General features: G+C 56.4%; 16 protein-coding genes. 6 read left to right on the top strand and 10 right to left on the bottom strand.

Translation table 11 applies throughout. The features are described 5' to 3' along the window. Nucleotides 1–19: 19 nt before the first annotated feature. Complete coding sequence (gene fdhF / locus ACW14G_RS00245; protein WP_455648419.1) at nucleotides 20–2,173, bottom strand: formate dehydrogenase subunit alpha; 2,154 nt, start codon at nucleotides 2,171–2,173, stop codon at nucleotides 20–22. A gap of 143 nt (nucleotides 2,174–2,316) precedes the next feature. Next, nucleotides 2,317–3,789 (bottom strand): nucleobase:cation symporter-2 family protein, encoded by a 1,473-nt coding sequence (locus ACW14G_RS00240; protein ID WP_163446382.1) that lies wholly within the window; start codon nucleotides 3,787–3,789, stop codon nucleotides 2,317–2,319. Nucleotides 3,790–4,267: 478 nt separating this feature from the next. On the opposite strand from ACW14G_RS00240, the gene ygfT reads away from it, so the two are divergent. From ygfT to ACW14G_RS00220, 4 genes are all read left to right on the top strand, one after another. Further along, entirely contained in the window at nucleotides 4,268–6,208 is a 1,941-nt protein-coding gene (gene ygfT / locus ACW14G_RS00235; protein ID WP_163446381.1) for a formate-dependent uric acid utilization protein YgfT, read from the top strand. Next, nucleotides 6,205–6,669, top strand: a complete 465-nt coding sequence (locus ACW14G_RS00230) for a 4Fe-4S dicluster domain-containing protein (RefSeq protein ID WP_249023256.1) — start codon at nucleotides 6,205–6,207, stop codon at nucleotides 6,667–6,669. Before ygfT ends, ACW14G_RS00230 begins: the two co-directional genes overlap by 4 nt. Before the next feature lie 119 nt (nucleotides 6,670–6,788). Next, on the top strand, nucleotides 6,789–7,073 hold the full coding sequence (locus ACW14G_RS00225) for a type II toxin-antitoxin system TacA family antitoxin (RefSeq protein WP_416869531.1): 285 nt from the start codon (nucleotides 6,789–6,791) through the stop codon (nucleotides 7,071–7,073). Continuing rightward, nucleotides 7,064–7,546 (top strand): GNAT family N-acetyltransferase, encoded by a 483-nt coding sequence (locus tag ACW14G_RS00220; protein ID WP_419058734.1) that lies wholly within the window; start codon nucleotides 7,064–7,066, stop codon nucleotides 7,544–7,546. Before ACW14G_RS00225 ends, ACW14G_RS00220 begins: the two co-directional genes overlap by 10 nt. A 45-nt stretch (nucleotides 7,547–7,591) precedes the next feature. Here the strand turns inward: ACW14G_RS00220 and ssnA are convergent, their stop codons facing one another. The 3 genes from ssnA to ACW14G_RS00205 all read right to left on the bottom strand — a co-directional run bounded on the left by ssnA (nucleotide 7,592) and on the right by ACW14G_RS00205 (nucleotide 12,834). After that, a complete protein-coding gene (ssnA, locus tag ACW14G_RS00215) occupies nucleotides 7,592–8,926 on the bottom strand; it encodes a putative aminohydrolase SsnA (RefSeq protein WP_249023257.1) in 1,335 nt (444 codons plus the stop codon). Further along, nucleotides 8,923–11,994 (bottom strand): putative selenate reductase subunit YgfK, encoded by a 3,072-nt coding sequence (gene ygfK / locus ACW14G_RS00210; RefSeq protein WP_163446378.1) that lies wholly within the window; start codon nucleotides 11,992–11,994, stop codon nucleotides 8,923–8,925. The genes ssnA and ygfK overlap by 4 nt, the downstream gene beginning before the upstream one ends. A 255-nt stretch (nucleotides 11,995–12,249) precedes the next feature. After that, nucleotides 12,250–12,834 (bottom strand): NTP transferase domain-containing protein, encoded by a 585-nt coding sequence (locus ACW14G_RS00205; protein ID WP_163446377.1) that lies wholly within the window; start codon nucleotides 12,832–12,834, stop codon nucleotides 12,250–12,252. A gap of 38 nt (nucleotides 12,835–12,872) precedes the next feature. Here ACW14G_RS00205 and yqeC point away from each other — a divergent pair, with 38 nt between their 5' ends. Further along, a complete protein-coding gene (yqeC, locus tag ACW14G_RS00200) occupies nucleotides 12,873–13,631 on the top strand; it encodes a selenium cofactor biosynthesis protein YqeC (protein ID WP_249023258.1) in 759 nt (252 codons plus the stop codon). A gap of 42 nt (nucleotides 13,632–13,673) precedes the next feature. Continuing rightward, nucleotides 13,674–15,299, top strand: a complete 1,626-nt coding sequence (yqeB, locus tag ACW14G_RS00195; RefSeq protein WP_223802639.1) for a selenium-dependent molybdenum cofactor biosynthesis protein YqeB — start codon at nucleotides 13,674–13,676, stop codon at nucleotides 15,297–15,299. A 49-nt stretch (nucleotides 15,300–15,348) separates the two neighbouring features. Here the strand turns inward: yqeB and arcC are convergent, their stop codons facing one another. The 5 genes from arcC to ygeW are packed head-to-tail and all read right to left on the bottom strand — an operon-like array spanning nucleotide 15,349 to nucleotide 21,442. Continuing rightward, nucleotides 15,349–16,281, bottom strand: coding sequence for a carbamate kinase (gene arcC, locus ACW14G_RS00190; RefSeq protein ID WP_223802638.1), 933 nt, complete (start codon nucleotides 16,279–16,281; stop codon nucleotides 15,349–15,351). Between the two features lie 12 nt (nucleotides 16,282–16,293). Further along, entirely contained in the window at nucleotides 16,294–17,700 is a 1,407-nt protein-coding gene (gene hydA / locus ACW14G_RS00185; protein ID WP_223802637.1) for a dihydropyrimidinase, read from the bottom strand. Nucleotides 17,701–17,744: 44 nt separating this feature from the next. Further along, nucleotides 17,745–18,962: a YgeY family selenium metabolism-linked hydrolase gene (locus tag ACW14G_RS00180; protein ID WP_064545433.1), complete on the bottom strand. Its 1,218-nt coding sequence runs from the start codon at nucleotides 18,960–18,962 to the stop codon at nucleotides 17,745–17,747. Between the two features lie 32 nt (nucleotides 18,963–18,994). After that, a complete protein-coding gene (dpaL, locus tag ACW14G_RS00175; RefSeq protein WP_249023259.1) occupies nucleotides 18,995–20,194 on the bottom strand; it encodes a diaminopropionate ammonia-lyase in 1,200 nt (399 codons plus the stop codon). 60 nt (nucleotides 20,195–20,254) lie between these two features. Then, nucleotides 20,255–21,442: a knotted carbamoyltransferase YgeW gene (ygeW, locus tag ACW14G_RS00170; protein ID WP_163446371.1), complete on the bottom strand. Its 1,188-nt coding sequence runs from the start codon at nucleotides 21,440–21,442 to the stop codon at nucleotides 20,255–20,257. Between the last annotated feature and the right edge of the window lie 180 nt (nucleotides 21,443–21,622).

Raw genomic sequence — 21,622 nt, 5'->3', positions numbered from 1 at the left:
GAAACCTCCCCAACGCCGATTACGCATGACTCTCGCTGCATTCCCGTAGTTGTGCTTTGAGCTTCGCATACTCTTCTATGACATAGCGTTCCGCTGCCGCCTGATCGGCAATCGCCTCTACCCGCACCGCACAATACTTGTATTCCGGCGTTTTGGTGACCGGACTAAGATTTTCCGTGACCAGCTCGTTACAGGCGCCGATCCACCACTGGTAGGTCATGTAAATCGCCCCTTTATTGGGCCTTTCGCTGACTTTGGCCCGGGTAATAATTCGCCCTTTACGTGAGTTCACCCACACCAGCGCTTCATCGGCAATACCTAAACGCGCTGCGTCGGCGGTATTGATCTGCGCATAACCCGGTTCGTCGGCCAGCGTCGAGAGCGCTGAACAGTTGCCGGTCATCGAACGGCAGGAGTAGTGGCCTACCTCGCGTACCGTCGAGAGCACCATCGGAAATTCTTCCGTTAATTTATCGATTGGCGCTACCCAATCACAGGTGAAGAATTTCGCCAGTCCGTTTGCCGTGGAGAAGCGATCGGCAAACAGCCATGAGGTTCCCTTATCCGCCGGTGATTCATCCCGACATGGCCACTGTACGTACCCAAGCTCACCCATTTTCTCATAGGTGGCGCCGAAGAAATCCGGACACAAGTGCCGCAATTCATCCCAGATTTCCTGAGTGTTACGGTAGTGCATCGGATAGCCCATGCGGGTGGCGATTTCGCTAATAATTTGCCAGTCGGTTTTCAAGTCCCACTGCGGCTCCACCGCTTTAAAGAAGCGCTGAAAACCCCGGTCTGCGGCGGTATAAACCCCTTCATGCTCGCCCCACGACGTCGAGGGAAGGATGACGTCGGCCGCCGCGGCGGTTTTGGTCATGAAAATGTCCTGCACAATCACCAGCTCCAGCGTCGCAAACGCCTTACGCACCGCCGACAGCTCGGCGTCGGTTTGTAACGGATCTTCACCCATAATGTACGCTGCACGGACTTCCCCGTTCGCTGCCCGATGCGATAGCTCGCTAATACGATAGCCGGTATGAGCCGGCAGGCTTTCGACGCCCCAGGCTTTGGCGAACTTCTCGCGGTTTTCGGCAACGTTAACGAACTGATAGCCCGGATAGGTATCCGGCAGGGCGCCCATATCACAGGCCCCCTGAACGTTATTTTGCCCGCGAACCGGGTTGACGCCGACGCTCGCTTTGCCAAGATTGCCGGTCAGAATCGCCAGGCTGGTCAGAGCGCGCACCGTTTCTACCCCCTGGTAGAACTGGGTGACGCCCATGCCCCAAAGAATCGTGGCCGTCGTGGCGCGGGCATACAGTCGGGCGCACGCGCGAATGTCCTGCGCGCTGACGCCGGTAATCTCTTCAACCGACTCCGGCGGATAGCCTTCGACGATTTTACGGTACTCTTCAAAGCCCTCAGAACGCTGGGCAACGAAAGATTTGTCGTAGAGATCCTCCGCAATAATGACGTGGCCGATAGCGTTTAACAGCGCGATATTCGAACCATTTTTTAGCGCCAGATGCATATCGGCAATCCGGGCGGTTTCTATACGCCGTGGATCACAGACAATAATTTTGGCACCATTTCGCTTCGCATTCAGCACATGATTGGCGACGATAGGGTGAGAATCTGCCGGGTTGTAGCCGAAGATAAACACCAGCTCACTGTTATCAATCTCGGTGATGGCATTGCTCATAGCGCCGTTACCGACCGATTGGTGCAGACCTGCAACCGAAGGGCCGTGTCAGACGCGCGCGCAGCAGTCAACGTTATTGGTGCCGATGACCGCGCGGGCGAACTTTTGCATCACATAGTTAGTTTCGTTGCTGGTACCCCGCGAAGAACCTGTGGTTTGAATGGCGTCGGGGCCATATTTTGCTTTGATCTCGCTAAGCCGCGTGGCGACGTAATCCAGCGCCTCGTTCCACGAAACGGCTTCCAGTTTGCCGCCACGCTGGCGACGGATCATTGGCGTTTGCAGCCGTGGCGTCAGAATGCGGGTATCGTGGACAAAATCCCAGCCGTAGTAGCCTTTCAGACACAGCGTCCCCTGGTTATTTTTGCCCATCGCCGCTTCTGCGCGCACGATCCGCCCGTCCTCAACCACCAGCTGCAGCTTGCAGCCCGCGGCACAGTAAGGGCAGACGGTGGTCACTTTCTTCATCATGACTCTCCAGATAATGGTAAAACGCTAAAACAGCAGCCCAAAATCAAAACGGCTGCTGACCCCAAAGGCGATGGCCTGCTGGACGGCGGGGATCGTCATTAACGCCAGCGCCAGCAGCGCCAGTATGAGTCGGTTGTGCATTATTCCCCCGCGCTGTGTTGTGGTTGTTGACCTTTCTGCACTTTGCGCAGCAGCAGCCACATACGCACGGTGCGCACCGCCATATTTCGTGCCGCGGCGCTCGGCGGCAGCGGATCGGGTTCCGGGATATCGTGAGAAATACGCAACGGCACGCTGCCGTTGAGCGTCAGGTTGGCAACGATGGCCGTGAGCGTCCCGATGGTGATACCGCTGTGCAGGAACAGCTGCATCATGGGGGGGAACTGGGTGAACAGGTTCGGCACCAGCACCGGCATCATGCCGAGACCGAGGGTCAGTGCGACCACCATCCCATTGTTATTGTTACGGTAGTTGACCTGTCCCAGGGTACGAATACCGGAGACGGCGACCATGCCAAACATGACGATCCCGGCACCGCCGAGGATCGGTTTGGGGATCAGCACCACCAGCGCGGCCATTTTCGAGAACACGCCCATCAAAATGAGAATCGCCCCTGAGGCCGACACCACAAAACGGCTGCGAACACCGGTGAGGCCGATTAACCCGACGTTCTGCGCAAAGGCAGCATAGGGGAAGAGGTTGAAGAATCCGCAAATGGTGGTGGCCAGCCCGCAGGTGTTCAGACCGTTGCGCAGCATGGTGGCATCCACTTTCTTACCGACAATATCGCCGGTGGCCATAATCGAGGACATGGTCTCCACCATCACCACCACCATCACCATAGAGAGCAGGGCGACGGGCACGATATGAAACTCCGGGCGGGCAAACTGCATCACCGACGGCAGGTGCAGCCACGGGGTAGCGTTCACGAGGTGAAAGTCGAGCGGCTTGAAGAAGCTCCAGAGAATAGTGCCAATAATCAGCCCAATGAGTACGGCGGTGTTTTTGACTACGCCGGTAGCAAAGGTATACAGATTAAGGATAATAACCAGCGTGATCGCGGCCATCAGCAGTGAAAACAGGTCGCCAAATCCTTCCATTTCACTGCTTCCGCCGCCGATCCACCCGCCGGCCACCGGCATGATCGACAGACCAATCAACGTCACGATACCGCCCATCACCACCTTGGGAAAGAAGCGAATCAGACGGCTAATCCACGGCGCGCAACAGAGGATAAATATCCCCGAAACAATCACCGAACCGGAAATGGCGCCGATGCCGTATTCTTTGCCGATCAGCACCATCGGGATGAGCGCGGCGAAGGTACAGCCCTGAATCAGCGGCAAACGGCAGCCGAGCCAGGGGCGAATCCCCATCGACTGAACAATGGTGGCCGCGCCGCAGATAAACAGATCGGCGCTGATCAGTAAAATAATGTGCTCGGCGGGCAAGCCAACCGCGCTGCCCACCACCAGGGGAACGGCTACCGCACCTGCGTACATCACCAGCACGTGCTGCAGTCCGTAGAGAATCATTTGCATAATCGGCAAAACCTCATCGACCGGCGCGGTTGATGCCGTCGAGCGTGAGGCAGGAATGGCTGAATCTTTCATGAAGTGGTTATCTCCTGTACGACTTTCGCCCCAGCGAGAGCGGAAGTTACGATTCGAAGGCAGTTATCGCCTCCCTGAACTGATGTTGTCATCAGCATGTTGCGCGCACGGCGATATCTATGCGTAAGCTGTGCCAGAATTAACCGTTATCGGAAGCAAATAATATTTTTTGTGAATGGAATCACGACTTGCCGGATATTATTCCGGGGTGACAAGGCGGAATGAAAGGGCGGTAAAATACCGGCTATCACTATGAGAGTATTTATCTCTCATTTTGGTAGGGGCGAAGAGAAAGACGTCTGGAATGGCTAAATGAGATTAATTATTAATGCCATGATTTTATAAGCATTATTTTATTTATGACCGGTTTATTTGACCTGTATCGCAAAAAATCACCTCGACAGACGCGAAACCAAAAATGCGCCTGAATATTGCATCGCGACCCTTGATGAATATCTGAATAATAAAAGGGAAGCTAATGAACCGATTTATTGTTGCTGATGCCGCCAGCTGTATTGGTTGTCATGCCTGCGAGGTTGCCTGCGTTACCGCCCATCATCAGGATAACTGGCCGTTACATCGGCAGGATTTCATGCCGCGTATTCATGTTGTTTTCCACCGTAAAGAGAGTCGTACCGCCACCTGTCACCACTGTAACGACGCGCCCTGTGTGGCTTCCTGCCCAACCGACGCCCTTTATTTCGCCGATAACAGCATTCAACTGAAGCAGGAAAAATGCATAGGCTGTAAGAATTGCGTCATCAGTTGCCCATTCGGGGCCATCGAAATGGTGGCCGCCAATGAAGATGCGCCACAGCTGGCGCAGAAATGCGACCTGTGTAGCGAACATCCCGGCGGGCAACCGGCCTGTGTGGCAACTTGCCCAACGCAGGCGCTGCGCTTGATGGACGAACAGCAGCTTGAAAAATTACGCCGTGAGCGCCAGACGCGGACTGTGCTCGGACAGCCGGTGCAGCCCCGTCAGCCAGGCCGTCGCGAAATGTTTCTGGCAAAACCGCCTCGCGTCGGCGCCGGGAAGGTGGACGCCGCGCTGCGCAAAACGCATTTCGAGGAGATTTACTACGGTTTGTCCTGCTCAGCCGCAGAATATGAGAGCGAACGCTGCCTGAGCTGCGCGCAGAAAGCGTGGTGCAACTGGACCTGTCCGCTGCATAACCACATTCCCGATTTTATTCGCCTGGTTAATGAAGGAAAAATCATTGAAGCGGCGGAGCTGTGCCACCAGAGCAGTTCGCTGCCGGAAATCTGTGGCCGCGTTTGTCCGCAGGATCGTTTATGTGAAGGGGCATGCACGCTGAAAAACGAAGGCGGCTCGGTCGCGATTGGCAATCTCGAACGCTACATCACCGACACCGCGCTGGCGATGGGCTGGCGTCCGCAGGTGGTTGGCGTGACGCCGCGTAAGGAGCGGGTCGCCATTATTGGCGCCGGGCCTGCCGGGTTGGGCTGCGCCGATATTCTGGCGCGCGCAGGTGTGCAGGTGGATGTTTTTGATAAGCATCCGGAAATTGGCGGGCTGCTGACGTTCGGTATCCCGCCATTCAAGCTGGATAAAGGGATCCTCGGTATGCGCCGGACGATCTTCAGCGAAATGGGCATTCAATTCCATCTGAACCAGGAAGTAGGGCGTGATGTCGACTTTAACGATTTAGTCGCCAATTACGACGCGGTGTTCCTTGGCGTTGGTACCTATGGCCTGATGGCGGCGGGGCTCGAAGGTGAAGACGCGCCGGGTGTGATCCAGGCGCTGCCGTTCCTGATTGCCAGCACCCGCGAGGTGATGGGGCTGGAAGAGAGTCCGGAGTACCCGCTTATCGATATCCAGGGCAAGCACGTCGTGGTGCTGGGCGGTGGCGATACTGCGATGGACTGCCTGCGTACGGCGGTACGACGCGGGGCCGCGAGCGTGACCTGCGCCTATCGTCGTGACGAGCTGAGTATGCCGGGGTCGAAAAAAGAGGTGGTCAACGCGCGGGAGGAAGGCGTGGAATTCCAGTTCAACGTCCAGCCGCAGTATATCCAGCGCAACCGTAAGGGACAGGTCAGCGCGGTCGGCATGATCCGCACCGACATGGGGGAACCCGGCCCGGATGGACGTCGTCGTCCAAGACCGATTGTTGGCTCCGGCTTTGAGCTCCAGGCGGATGTGCTGATCATGGCATTTGGCTTCCAGGCCCACGATATGCCGTGGCTACGCGGCCATGGCGTGCAGCTGGACCGTTGGGGCCAAATCCGCACCGGTGGCAGCGGTCGCGGCACCACGCAAACCAGCAATGACAAGATTTTTGCCGGCGGTGACGCGGTACATGGCGCTGACCTGGTGGTCACGGCGATGGTGGCGGGGCGTCAGGCCGCCAGTGAAATGCTGACGCTGTTTAAGAGTAAGGAGGGGGCATGACCAGCTTTATCATGGCTAATCCGGCGTCCTGTATCGGCTGTCGCACCTGCGAGATAGCCTGCGCGCTGGAACATGCCACAGAGTCTGCGGCGTTCGCGCCGCGCTTAACAGTGCTGCGTCTGGATACGCTTAGCGTGCCGGTGATGTGTCATCAATGTGAAAATGCCCCCTGCGTGGGGGCGTGCCCGGTAGGTGCATTAAGTATGGGGGACGAGCGGGTTGAAGCCGATGATTCCCGCTGTATCGGCTGTCAGAGCTGCGTGGTGGCCTGTCCATTTGGCGTGATTAACATTGCATCAGCTAAAAATCAGCCGGCAACGATTGTGAAGTGCGATCTCTGCCACGGGCGCGAGCGCGGCCCGGCCTGTATTGACGTCTGTCCAACCTCTGCGTTAAGCAAAATCACCGGTGAGACGCTGGCGGAAATGCAAAAGCAGCGCAAGATAACCACCGCGTTCTGACGTGATTGCCGGGGATGAGTGGCTTCCCCGGCGACTACTGCGTCACGATCTGTATAGCAATTTGTTACCCTTTACGTATACTATCTCTGTATAGCAATTTGTTACCTGAGGAGGGTACGATGCACAATACCATCCGTAAATCGACGCGCGATAAACAGATTAACGTGCGCGTGACTGAAGAAGAACGCGCGGTCATTGATTACGCCGCCAGCCTGGTCAGCAAGAACAGAACCGATTTTATTGTCGAGCACGCGGTACATGAGGCGCAGAATATCATTCTGGATCAGCGCGTATTCGTGCTGGACGATGCCCGTTATCAGGCGTTCATTGAACAACTGGAAGCCCCGGTACAGAATCGTGAAGGTCGCCAGCGTTTGCAGGATGTCAAACCGGAATGGAAATAGGCGTTACCGCACCTGAACTGCTGACCGAAGCACATGTTCTCCAGCCTTTCGATTGTGGAAATGACGTGCTAAGCGACTGGCTCCGCCGTCGCGCCATGAAAAATCAACTGCTGAACGCGTCGCGCACGTTTGTTATCTGTCTGGAAGGTACCCGGCGGGTGGTGGGGTATTATTCGATTGCCACAGGCTCTGTCAGCCATGTCGATCTGGGGCGCAGCCTGCGGCAGAATATGCCGGACCCGGTGCCGATTGTTTTACTGGGACGTCTGGCCGTCGATGTTTGTACTCAAGGGCACTGTTTTGGCAAATGGTTACTCAGCGATGCTGTGATGCGGGTGAGCAACCTGGCCGATCAGGTCGGTATTAAAGCGGTGATGGTGCACGCCATCGATGATAAGGCCCGCGAGTTTTATCAATATTTTGGCTTTGTGCCGTCGCCCATTGCCCCCCACACACTGTTTTATAAAATTTAGTTTGTTGACCCGGCCAGCACGCGCGGCCGGGCCATTGGTTGTGGATCAGTCTAGCCCATCCATCCGTTTCCACATCTTCGCCGCCACGTTGCGCGCCTCGGCAAAAATCGGCTCGCAGTCGAAGGTAAACTCACGGTTTTCATAGACCATCACGCCGTTGACCATCACGCTGTGCACGCTGCCCGATCCCATGCCAAAAGCAATATGTCCGGCGATGTTCTCCGCCACCAACGGGGTGGGCGGCAGATAGTCGCAGACGGTGAGATCCGCTTTATATCCCGCGGCAATACGACCAAATTGCGCATTGAAGTTGCGGCTGAGCAGGGTATTACCGTTACTGAGCGCACGAGCAAAGCTGTCTGGCCAGAGCGGGCCACCGGCGTCGCGATGTTTAAAGAAGGCGAACTTCAGCTCTTCGAACATATCGGAGCCGATTCCGTCGGTACCCAGCGCCAGATTGCGATAGGCGACGAGCTTGCGGTTATAGCCCACGTGGTTATTCATGTTCGAACGCGCGTTATGCACCAGGAACCCGTCACGCTCGTTGAGCAAGGCGATATCGGCGTCGGAGAGATACAGGCCGTGAGCGATCAGCGTCTTACGGTCGATCAGGTCAAATTCCGCGAGGCGAACCAGTAAATCCTTACCGTAGTGATGGTGGCTATGCGAGACGTCGTAGCTGTCCTCCGCCGCGTGGATATGCAGCCCGCGCCCGGTCGCTTTCACCGCTTCGCTGAGCATGGATAAACCCGCATCGGTCACGGTGAACGGCGCGTGCGCGCCGATATGCGCCTCGACCAGATAGGGTTCTTTCCCGGCTTCCCGCGCGCGATCTATTTCGCGCGCAAAACGGATATTTTCTTCGACGCTGGCCTGCAACTCTTGCTGGCCGCCGTTACGATCGGTGGTTTCAAAGCAGGTCATGCCGCGCAGGCCGACCTTCAGGAAAGCGTTACGCAGTTGGCTGAGCGACCCGGCAATGTAGTTCGGCGAGGCATGATGGTCGATGACTGCCGTACAACCGCTGCGAATCGCCTCCATCGCGCAGATAAGCCCGCTGTAGTACAGCGATTCCTCGTCCAACGCGCGGTCCAGCCGCCACCACAGGTTTTTCAGCGTGGAGATAAAGTCCGGGCTCGGGGCGATATTGGCCTGGATACCGCGCGATAATCCCGAATAGAAGTGGTTATGTGAGCAGACCATCCCCGGCATCACCAACTTGCCGTGCATCTCTTTGACTGTTGCCTGCGGGTAGTGATGGCAAAGATCGTGCCCAACCGCGATGATGTCCGTATTTTCAATCACGATATCGACATTTTCCTGCACCATTGCCGGATAGAGTTGGGCGATGGTCGCATTTTTCAGCAGTAACTGGCTCATACTTCAACGGCCCCCAGAAGATAGTGATGATGACGATGGACATGGCTGATGATGCGGCACATGGCGTCTAACTGCGGTGGTATCTGATTGAACTCCCCATGGTCGTCGAGGGTCAGCAGCCAGGTTTGTTCATTCTGACGAATATGAACGCGATTCCCCTCGACCAGGAAGCCTGGATTGCTGCTGTTGCTGAAATCCTGCGGCAGGCTGAAGACGGTAATTTTGTCTTTGTACGGTTTGCCCTGCCATGGGCAGAACTGGGCGCAGTTGCCGCATTCGTTGCAGTAGGCGTCCAGGTGCAGCGTCTGATAGCGATTTTCGAAGCCGGGGACGGCAATCGACACGTTGGCGCGGTTCGGGCAAACGTCCACGCATTTACTGCACACATAGTTGCATTCCAGACAGCGTGCGGCTTCCTGGGCGACGAAAGCGTCGCGATCGTCTTTGCCAACATTGGCAACCACAATGGCGCCTTTACGCCGGTAAACTTCAGCGGGATCCACGTTGTTCCAGTGTTTATCGCCATGGTGGCTGCGGATATTTTCTCGCGCCAGAATGGTATCCGTTGCCCGGCGGGCGTTACCGATGGCGGAGACAATTGAAGAGGGGCCGCGCTGAACGTCGCCAATCAGGAAAACGCCCGCTTTACGGGTTTCACCGTCGGCGTTCACTTCCGGCCAGCCGTTTGCGTCCAGCGGAATGCCCATCGCCGCGAGCGCGTCACCGTCCTGCTGCTCGCCGATGGCGGTAATCAGCGTGTCGACCTGTAGCGTACAGGTTTCTGCTGTCTCTACCGGTCGGCGGCGGCCTTTTTCATCCACATCACCGAGCGCCATGACGCGTACGGTCAGTGTACCGTCGGCATCGAATCGCTCCGGATTATTCAGGAAGCGGAAGGTGACGCCATCGTGTACCGCTTCTTCATACTCTTCGCGCCAGGCGGGCATCTCCTGCTGCGAACGGCGGTAGATGACGGTTGCCTGCTCTACACCCGGCACGCGCAGGGCGGCACGGGCACAGTCCATCGCGGTATTGCCCGCGCCAATGATGGCCACGTGCTTCCCTAACTGCAGGTTATCGCCGCGGTTATATTCACGCAGGAAGGACAACGATTTACGCACGTTCGGGTTATCGCCCTGCAGCTTCACGCCGCTGTTTTTATCGGTACCGGTGCCGACCAGAACGTAGCGGTATCCCTGTTGCTGAAGTTTTTCCACCGTCAGGTGCGGGTCGCAGCCGTAGACAATGTTGACGCCGTGGCTCACCACAAAGTCGATATCCTGTTGGATAAGCTCGCCGGGAATACGGAACTGCGGAATGATATTCCGCACCACGCCGCCCGCGTTAGCTTCGCGTTCAAATAACGTGACACTGTAACCTGCGCGTGCGAGGAAATAACCCGCGGCCAGCCCTGCGGGACCCGCGCCAATCACTGCCACCGGGTGCTGGGTGCCGGAACCGGCGGGTTTATGCCAGCGACGCTGATATTCATCCCAGCCTTTTTCGAGGGCGATTTTCTTCAGTTCACGAATATTCAGCGCGCTATCGTAGTCGAGGCGTGTGCAGTTGTACTGGCACTGATGGTCACAGATATGACCGGTAATGGCCGGCAGCGCGTTGCGCTGATAGATAAGTTCCAGCGCGTCAACGTAGCGCTGTTCGCCCATCAGTCGAATGTACTCCGGGATATCTTGCTTGATGGCGCAGGCGCTCACGCAAGGGGCAACGTAGCAGTCGGTCAGCGGCAATTTTTCGCCGACATCAATACGATCGTCCGGCTTCCAGTGCTTCTGGGTATACTCCATGCTGACCGCTTTTTCCGCCAGCGCGTTCAGGCGCTTCACGTCGACCTGAGTCATCTGCCAGCCGTCGGCCTGTTCCAGTTCGCGCATACATTCGCTTAAGCGCAGATAGCCGCCGGGCTTCAGCAGATCGGTGGCCATGGTGATCGGGCGGATGCCGGTCTCGAAAATATCGCGGATGTTCAGTTGGCTGGCGCCGCCGGAGTAGGAAATAGGCAGCTTGCCGTCAAACTCGCGCGACAGCAGGGCGGCGACGTTGATTGACAGCGGGAACAGCGCGCGTCCGGACATATACATTTCGTCGCCCGGCAGCGCGCCTTTGTTGTTTACCGTACCGAGGGTATTGGTCAGCTTCACGCCGAAGCCAAGATTTTTACTTTTGGCCAGCGTCATCAAGCGCTTCAGCATTTCCAGCGCCTGGTCAATTTTCAGATCGTGGTCGAAAGAAGCTTCGTTCAGGCCAATATAGCCAAAGCCGCAGGTATCGAGAATTTCACGTACTCGCTTGAAGCCCAGCAGCGTCGGATTGAGTTTCACGAAGGTATTCAGCTGCTTTTCTTCCAGCATATAGCGACAGATGGCTTCAATTTCGTCCGGCGGGCAGCCGTGCATCGTGGAGAGCGTCACCCCCTGAACCAATTTTGCCGGAATGCGGTTCACCAGCGCGGCGTTTTCTGGCCGATGTTGTCGCAGCCAGCGAGTTAGCGTGTCGCGATACTGGGCAAATTTAGGCTGCGATCCGGCGTTCATCATGTTGTCGATAAACTGCTGCATCGGAGGCTGTTTGATACCTTCGAGGTTATAGCCGACGCTCATATTGAAGATAAACGACTTGCCGTCTTTAACCGGCGTCAGCGGCAGGATCTCCTCCAGCAGGTGCAGAATAAACCACGCCTTCAGATACTCATCCCACGCCTTAAGCAGGGTAAACTCGGTGGACCATTCGGTATTGAAACATTCATCTTCGGCGTCGATACAGGGTTTTTCCAGCTCCAGCCGATCGAGGATTTGTACCGTTTTGAGTTCGATAAACCGTCCACCGGTCAGCCAGGACGTAATAATATTTTGCGCCAGCTGGGTATGCGGCCCCGCCGCCGGGCCAATCGGCGTCGCGCAGGTTTCACCAAACACGCTCACCTTATGCGGGCTGTTTTGTGAATAAAACTGCTGTTCCGGAATACCAAAGATGGAACGATGATTCTGATATTCATCAACAATACGCGTTAAGAGTTCCTCAAACGGAACGGGACGCATGATATCGCCCATAATCCTCTCCTTAGACTTACCTGTTAAATCATAGTGGCCGGTATTGTGATAATTCCGACGGATAAGGGGAGGTCAGCAACAATCACACCAGATATTGAGGTAATAGAGAGAATTAGTCAGGAAATGTGAGAGAGATCTAAAGTTAAAACGGCGTAATGCAGCGTGATTCGATTTGTTGATGAGAATTAAAATCACTCAGGCAAAGACGCTTTGCTTATTTATCAATAATGATAGCGGGCTATCAAATTGATAATATCATTTGGGCATTGATGTATTGTGGTTCTTATTTAAGCGAGTAAAGTCTTCCGGGGTATCAATATCGAGGATAATTGCGGGATTATTGAGCGTTAGCTTACGATAGGGGCCTGTGAGTAGACATTGACGTACCGAGGTCTGGTGAGCGTCGCTTAAACACTGCTGCAAATTACCGGTAGACGTGAGAATGGGGTGCCCCGGCACGCCCGCGTAATATGGCAGCAGCGTACCTTCGAAGCGCTGTTGCCAGAGTTCATCAAAAACGCCATCGTCGAGGCATGGCAAATCGCCGTGGGTGATAAAACAATAATCATGGCGTAATGCCTGAATACCCGCCTTTACCGAAGAATAGAGCCCCTGGCGGAAGTCAGGATTATAAATCAGGGTCATGTTGGGCATGCCAGAATATCGTGTTATTAGCTCCTTATGGCGAAATCCGGTCACTAAAATAATATGCGAGCAGCAGCGGCGCGCATTTTTAATACTTGCATCAAGTATTGTGCCATCCTGCCAGGGTAACATCATTTTCCATTGTCCCATTCGAGAGGACAGCCCCGCGGCGGTAATAATGCAATCGACCTCCATTTTTATCTTTGCTCCTGAACATAGGGATATCGCGCAACATGGAAAATATACCGCACGTTGACGATCTATTATGTGATTTGAACGCCACTGCCAGTCCTTTACTGATTGCCGCCGTGGGGGCGGGTGGGAAAACCAGCACGTTGTTCTGGCTGGCAGAGCTGTTTCAGCAGGCAGGACGACGCGTGCTGCTGACCACCACGACCCATATGTTTGTCCCCCACGGCTTGCCGGTCACCCTGTGCCGCGATCCGCAGACACTGCCCGCCACATTCTGGCAGCAGCCGCTACAGGCGTGTTTTTCTGCCTGGCTGCCGGCGTCAGGAAAGGTCAGAGGCTTTACGCCCGCCCAACTGGACGCGCTCATGGCGAGTGGCCAGGTGGACGTCGTGCTGGTAGAAGCTGACGGCGCTCACGGTTTTGCACTTAAAGCGCCGGATGAGCATGAACCTTGCATCCCTCATTCCTGTTGTTGCGTAGTTGCCATTACAGGAGCAGGGATGCTCGGAAAACCGATTGGGCCAGCCACTGTCCACCGCTGGCCACTTTTTTCCCGCATCACCGGCGCTACGGCGCATGACGCGCTCATGTGGCCGATGTTGCATCGCCTGGTTCAGCATCCGCAAGGCGCGTTTAAAGGCGTGCCAACGGGCTGCCGGCGTATCTGGCTGCTCAACCAACTTTCTCAAAATGAGAATTTGCAGCCTGGCAATTTGATAATGAGAAAGGATGTCGACGTCATCTGGGCCGGTTCGGTCCAGTCGCGTCCGGCGATTACGCGCAGACGAGTGAGAAAGTGACTCCATTCTGGGGTGATCAAGGAATATCCATTTGAGGTTGTTATGAATATTTTCTCAGAAGCGGCAAGACTCGAAGCACAAAACCGTCCGTTCGCGCTGGCGCAAATCGTCGACAGTCGCGGTTCTACTCCCCGACATTCCGCACAGATGCTGGTCCGTGATGACGGCAGTATTGTCGGAACGATCGGCGGCGGTATGGTTGAACGCCGGGTCATTGATGAAGCCCTCGATGCCCTGCGTGAAAAAGCCTCGCGCATGTTTCATGGCCGGATGGCGCGTACCGGGGCCGATGCGGTGGGCTCGGACTGCGGCGGCGCGATGTCGGTGTACATCAGCGTTCATGGCCTGCGCCCCAGGCTGGTGTTGATTGGCGCCGGTCATGTGAATCGTGCTGTGGCTCAGAGCGCAGCATTGCTGGGTTTTGAAATCGCGGTGGCGGATATTTACCCGGAAAGCCTCAATCCTGAACGTTTCCCGCCGTTCACCCAATTGGTACAAGCACAGAGCTTCGGCGATGCCGTGGAAAAACTGGCCGTTCAGCCGGATAACTATGTGCTGATCGCCACCAATAATCAGGATCGCGAAGCGCTGGATAAGCTGGTCGTACTGCCCACCGCCTGGCTGGGCCTGCTCGCCAGCCGTCGTAAGGTGCAGGTGTTTTTACGTCAGCTGCGCGAGAATGGCGTTGCCGAGGAACATATCGCCCGGCTGCACGCGCCGGTGGGCTATAACATTGGCGCCGAGACGCCGCATGAAATCGCCATCAGCGTGCTGGCGGAGATCTTACAGGTGAAAAATCGCGCGCCGGGCGGGCTGATGATGGCCAGCGACTCGCCAACGCAGCCGCTGCGGGTGGTTATTCGCGGGGCGGGCGATATCGCGACGGGCGTGGCGCTGCGATTGTGGCACGCCGGTTTTAAAGTGGTGATGCTGGAGGTGGAGAAACCGACGGTGATTCGTCGTACTGTGGCCTTTGCCCAGGCGATATTTGACGGTGAAATGACGGTAGAAGGTGTGACCGCGCGTCATGTTGCCTCTGCCCAGGACGCTATGCGGGTGGCGGAGAGCGGTACCATTCCGGTGCTGGTTGATCCGCTGTGCGAGTCGCTGCGCGAGCTGAAGCCCGACTGCGTGGTGGATGCGATCCTGGCGAAAGAGAATCTGGGGACTCACTGCGGGCTGGCCCCGTCGGTGATTGCGCTTGGGCCGGGTTTTTGCGCGGGAACCGACTGTCATGCGGTGATTGAAACCAATCGTGGCCACTGGCTGGGGCAGGTTATCTATCAAGGTCGCGCGCAGGAGAACACTGGCGTACCGGGAAATATTATGGGGCATACCGCCAAGCGCGTGATCCGCGCGCCAGGCGCGGGCGTGATGCGCGCTCGCGTGAAGCTGGGCGATATCGTCAACGAGGGCGATGTGATTGCCACCGTTGGTGAGGCTGAAATTCGGGCTCCGCTCAGCGGTATGGTGCGCGGGCTGCTCAACGATGGTCTGGTGGTCGATATTGGTTTTAAAATCAGCGATATCGACCCGCGCGGTGATAAGGCTGACTATACCAGCGTATCGGACAAGGCGAGGGCGATTGGTGGTGGTGTGCTGGAAGCGTTGATGATGCTGACAAATCAACGCATTAAACAGCAAAATCGTAGCCCAATTGCCGTATAAGCCAACGCCGGGGCGGCGCTGAGCCTGGCCCCGGCGTTATTGGGTGGTTTTATCCTTCGATAATGGTGCCGGTTTTACCTTCAATACCTTCCTTCGCTTTGCTCAACACTGTGATCAACGCTTTACGCCCAGGACGGGAACGGGCAAAGGAGGCTGCAGCTTCCACCTTCGGCAACATGGAACCTTTTGCGAAATGTCCTTCAGCAATAAAACGGTCGGCGTCGCCTAAAGTGAGTTTATCCAGCCACTGCTCGTTGGGTTTACCAAAGTTGATGGCCACTTTCTCCACCGCGGTCAAAATGATAAGCATATCGGCATCAATCATCGCCGCCAGCTTCGCGCTGGCCCAATCTTTATCAATGACCGCGCTGGCACCGCGCAGATGATTCCCCTCGCGGATCACCGGGATCCCGCCGCCGCCGGCGGTGATCACCACGTGGCAGGCGTCCATCAGCGCTTTTACCGTTTCTTTTTCAATAATATCAATCGGCTGCGGTGAGGCGACCACGCGGCGATATCCGCGCCCGGCGTCCTCTTTCAGGATGTATCCCTTTTGGGCCAGCTGTTCCGCCTCTTCTTTGCTGAAGAAGGAGCCGATCGGCTTGGTAGGGTTACTGAATGCTGGATCGTTGGCGTCAACCTCCACCTGGGTAATCAGCGTGGCGACCGGAATATCCATATTGCGCGACAGTAGTTCTTCGCGTAGCGCATTTTGCAGGTCATAACCGATATACCCCTGGCTCAGCGCCACGCACACCGACATTGGCAGCATCGGCGTATGGGCATCGGTTTTTGCCGCGGCTTCAAACGCCAGATTGATCATCCCCACCTGCGGGCCATTGCCGTGGGTGACTACCACCTGATGGCCCTGTGCAATCAGGTCGACGATGGCCTGTGAGGTTTGTTTAACGGCCTGCATTTGCCCGGCCAGATCGTCCCCCAGTGCGTTTCCGCCCAGGGCGAGTACGATTTTTTTACTCATGAAATCCTCTCTTTAAGATGGCATGCCGCTTACAGGAAGGGCTGCGGAAGAAAAGGGGGCGCGCCGCAGGAAACGGCCCTGACCGGCGACGCCGCAGAAGGTGCCGTTACTGAAGATGACCCGGCCACGCGACAGCGTCTGGCGGATGGAACCCTGACAGATAAAACCTTCCCACGGCGAATAGTCGGCGTTGTCGTGCAGCATTTCGTGACGAATGGTGGTCGTCCGGCGCGGATCGATAATCACCACGTCGCCGTCGGCACCTGCCGCCAGCACGCCTTTATGTGGCCACAGGCCGAACAGCTTCGCCGGATTAGCGCTGGTGAGGGCGACGAAATGTTCGGGCGTAATTCGTCCGGTCATCACACCGTGAGAGAACAGCAGTAGTAGACGGTTTTCCGCCCCCGGCAGACCGTTCGGGCAGCGGCTAAAATCGCCGTTTGACAGATGCTGACGCTGGGCCATCGAAAAGGCACAATGATCGGTGGCTATCACATCGATGGAGCCGTCGCTCACCCCGCACCACAGCGCGTCATTGTTGCTGGCATTACGCAGCGGCGGGCTGAGCAGATATTTCAGCGCATCCTCGCGTTCATAGCAGCGGTCATCGAGCAACAGATACTGCGGGCAGGTTTCCACCCACACCGGTTGATGACGCGAACGCGCCAGCTTCAGATATTCCAGCCCCAGTCCGTTCGACAGATGCACGATATACAGCGGCGCATTACCGGCGAGTTGCGCCAGGTTAATCATGCGCGCGATAGCTTCCGCTTCGCATTCCAGTGGCCGGCTCAGTGCGTGATAGCGCGGCGCCGTTTTCCCCTGTGCCAGAAATTCAGCGCGTTTACGGGCAATGGCGGCGTCGTTTTCCGGGTGCACGGTGGTGAGTGCGCCCGCGCTGTGCAGATGGCGCATCACCTGAAGTACGTCGTCATCGCTCAGCTTGTACTGGTAGGTTAAATAGAGTTTGAAGCTGCTGATCCCCGCATCGACCATCATGGGAATTTCATCGAGGATCGCAGCGTTGATGTGCTGAATGACGCCGTGAAAGCTGTAGTCAATGACGGCTTTGTAGGCGGCGTAACCGTGATAGGTCTCCAGCTGATGGCGCAACCGACAGCCTGCCGGACCAAATCCCATATGATCGACGACAGTGGTTGTACCGCCACAGGCCGCGGCGCGGGTGCCGGTAAAGAAATCGTCGCAGCTGCGGGCCAGACCGGTATCAATGTTGAAATGGGTATGAACATCCACGCCGCCGGGCATCACGTAGCAGCCGCTGGCGTCAATCACTTCGCAGGGTTGTTCGACGGTTATCTCTTCGGCCAGTCGGCTAATCAGGCCGTTTTCAATAAGCAGGTCCTGTCTGGCCCGTCCATCGGCGTTGACGACGGTGCCGTTTTTAATCAGTACGCGCATATAAACTCCAGACTCCCGCCGCGAACGGCGGGAGGAAAAGCGGACTACAGTGACTCGGTGGCCAGCCAGCTCAGCGGTATTGCGGCATACATTGCGGCGCAGGTGACCAGGTGTGACTTCCAGGTTTTTTCGTTTGGCGCGTGGGCTTCCGGCTCTTTACCCGGACCAAAACCAATCACCGGAATGCCGTGACGGCCCATGATCGAGACGCCGTTGGTGGAGAAGGTCCACTTATCGACCACCGGAGCTTTGCCAAAGAGACCTTCATAGGCATTGCTCAGCGCACGCACGGTGAAGTGATTCTCTTCCACTTTCCAGGTCGGGAAGTAGCATTCGGTCGGATACACCAGCCCGGTCCAGGATGGACGGTCATAGTTGTACATAGAGACCACCGCACCGGCTTTTTGTACCGCAGGCAGGGCGCGAATTTCCTCCAGCGCGCCTTCCCAGGTTTCACCCCAGGTCAGACGACGGTCGATGGAAACGGCACAACTATCGGCGACCGCGCAGCGGCTTGGTGAGGTAAAGAAGATTTCCGAGACGGTGAGGGTGCCTTTACCCAGAAATTCATCGTTGCCCAGCTTGTGGGAAAGATCCTGCAGTTCGTTGAGAATCGGACCCATTTTAAAGATGGCGTTGTCGCCGCGTTCCGGCGCGGAGCCGTGGCAGCTGACGCCAGAGACATCGATACGAATCTCCATGCGGCCGCGCTGACCACGGTAGATCTGGCAGTCGGTGGGTTCGGTACTGACCACGAACTCCGGACGAATGCCGGACTGTTCGATAATATACTGCCAGCAAAGCCCATCGCAGTCCTCTTCCTGCACCGTACCGGTCACCAGCAGGGTATATTCGTCTTCCAGCCCCAGATCTTTAATAATCTTGCCGGCGTAGACCATCGACGCCATCCCGCCTTCCTGGTCAGACGCGCCGCGCCCGCCGATGAGTTCGTCGGTTTCCATGCCCTGATAGGGGTCGAAGCTCCAGTTCTTGATATTACCGATACCCACGGTATCAATATGCGCGTCCATCGCCACCAGACGCGGGCCGTGGCCGATATAACCCAGCACGTTACCCATAGGATCGATTTCCACTTTATCGAAGCCCACTTTTTCCATCTCTTCTTTGATGCGGTGCACCACGCGCTTTTCATCGCAGCTTTCGCTTGGGATAGCAATCATATCGCGCAGAAAGCGGGTCATGTCCTGTTGGTAGTGGTTGGCTTTTTCAACAATCAGTTTAAAAGGAATATGCTTAGCCATGAGGATGTTCTCCAGTTCTGAATTTGTAGGATTTATTGCGCTGCCGGATGCTTACCTTCCCAGACGATTTCCCGATAATGCTTCACGTCGGTGTCGCCTTCGGTGCTGATGATCAGCACGACGGAGTGGCTATCCAGCTGCAGTTTGTTCATGAGCGCGTCGCGCTGTGGGTGATAGTGAACGGCGGCGAGTACGCCAAGGCCGACCGCGCCGGACTCCCCGGAAATGACGCGCGGGTCGTGGCCAGGCGGGTTACCCAGCACCCGCATACCCAGTGCGGAAACCGCGTCCTGGCAGGAGATAAACTGGCTGGCGCAGTTGCGCAGAACTTCCCAGCCGAGCGGGTTGGGTTCACCGCAGGCAAGCCCCGCCATAATGGTGGCCATATCGCCGCCGACGTTGACGATTTGCCCCTTCACCCCGGAGCGGTAGAGGCAGTCGGCCAGCTCGGGCTCAACGATGACGGAGCGCAGATTCTCCGCGCCGTAGACGTCTACCAGGTAGCCAAGCACGCCGCCTGCCAGCGCACCAACGCCGCCCTGCAGGAAAACGTGCGTTGGGCGAGCGATGCCCATCGCCGACATTTGTTCAACGGCTTCATCGGCCAGCGTGGCGTAGCCCTGCATAATCCAGGTGGGGATTTTGGTGTAGCCATCCCATGCGGTATCCTGTACCACCTCCCAGCCGTTTTTCTGCGCCGTCTGCATGGTGAAGCGCACGGTATCGTCATAGTTCATGTCGGTGACGATACACTCCGCGCCCAGACGCAGAATGGCGTCCACGCGTTCCTGAGCTGAACCTTTCGGCATGTAAATCACCGCGTTTTGCCCCAACTGCTGCGCCGCCCACGCCACGCCACGCCCGTGGTTACCATCGGTAGTGGTGGCGAAGGTCATTTTTTCTTTAATGCGCGATTTCAGGCCATCGAGTGACAGCGCGTTGATATCCAACTGGTACTTTTCACACAGTAATTGTGCAATCGCGTAAGAACCGCCCAGCATCTTGAAAGCGTTAAGGCCAAATCGCTGCGACTCGTCCTTCACCAGAATTTTGTTTACGCCAAACAGGGCGGCCAGTTCATTCAGCGCGTACAGCGGCGTGGGTTGGTAGCCGGCAATTTTCTGATGGAAACGGCGCGCCTGTTGCGCAGGCTCGCGCGCAAACAGCGGCGAGGTTTCACCGGTATAAAAACGGTTATCGGCAATATCCATTTTCAGTGAGAAAGCAGACATACACTGTCCTTATTCATCATTACGGGGGAGTGATGCTGGCCCGCAGGCCAGCGAAGGTGGCTATTTGATGCGTTTCTGCGCCTCGGCCAGCAGTTGCTCCAGCAACTTGCCCGGCTTCGCGTATTTGCGGCAGAGGATCATGGCGGCGATGATGTACGGCTTCCAACTGGCCTCTTTGTAGGTGGCAATACGGTATTTTTCGAACACCGCTTCGGTGACTTCACCTTCATTACAGGAAACGCCGGTAATATCGGCTGGCAGGCAGTGCATATACAGCGCGTCGCCGTCACGGGTTTTCGCCATCATCTCTTCGGTGCAGTGCCAGTCTTTATGCTGGGCGTTTTGCGCCAGACAGGCTTTCTCCAGCGCCTTCAGACCGTCGTGATCGTTAGCGCGCAGTAGCTCGGTGCGCTGCTCCATGACCTGATACGGTGCCCAGGACTTCGGATAGACGATATCGGCATCTTTAAAGGCTTCTGCCATGTCCGTCACCTGACGGAAGCTGCCGCCGGAGGCCTTGGCGTTATTTTTCGCGACCTCAATCACATCAGGAATCAGGTCGTAGCCTTCCGGGTGGGCGAGGGTGACGTCCATACCAAAACGGGTCATCAGGCCGATAATGCCCTGCGGCACAGAGAGCGGCTTGCCGTAGCTTGGAGAATAGGCCCAGGTCATGGCGATTTTCTTGCCTTTAAGATTCTCCAGCGAACCAAAGTGTTCACGTAGCCAGGCCAGATCGGCCATCGCTTGCGTCGGGTGGTCAATATCACACTGCAGGTTAATCAGCGCCGGGCGCTGCGGCAGCACGCCCTGTTTGTAGCCATCATCCAGCGCTTCGCCCACTTCACGCATATAGGCATTACCCGCGCCAAGATACATATCGTCGCGAATGCCGATAGCATCGGCGCAGAACGAGATCATATTGGCGGTTTCACGTACCGTTTCGCCGTGGGCAATCTGCGATTTTCCTTCGTCGAGATCCTGCTGCGCCAGCCCAAGCAGATTCAACGCCGAAGCATAGGAGAAGCGGGTACGGGTTGAGTTATCGCGGAATACGGAAATCCCCAGCCCGCTGTTAAACACTTTGGTGGCAATATTTTCCGCACGCAGCGTTTTTAACGCTTCCGCGACGTCCAGCACCTGCTTGAGTTCGTCCGGCGACTGTTCCCAGGTCAGCAGGAAATCCTTCTCATGCAGATTAGAGTTCAGCGTGTTGATATCCTTAATCAGTTCGTTAACAGTTTTCATATTTCAATCCTGGTCGTGAATGACGGGCTTATTGATTGCTGGTTACCGCTGCGGCGAATGCCAGCGCTGGTATTTCACTAACAATAAGCGTGCCAATTTCCAAAGGGCCCAATTTACAACGGTCAATATGCGGAAATTATGCGATGGATATCACGAAAAGAATGCGTTGATGCCGGGTGG

The organism is Kluyvera sp. (assembly GCF_965301105.1).
The sequence above is the reverse complement of the archived record's forward strand: the minus strand, read 5'-3'. Positions and strand labels throughout refer to the sequence as shown.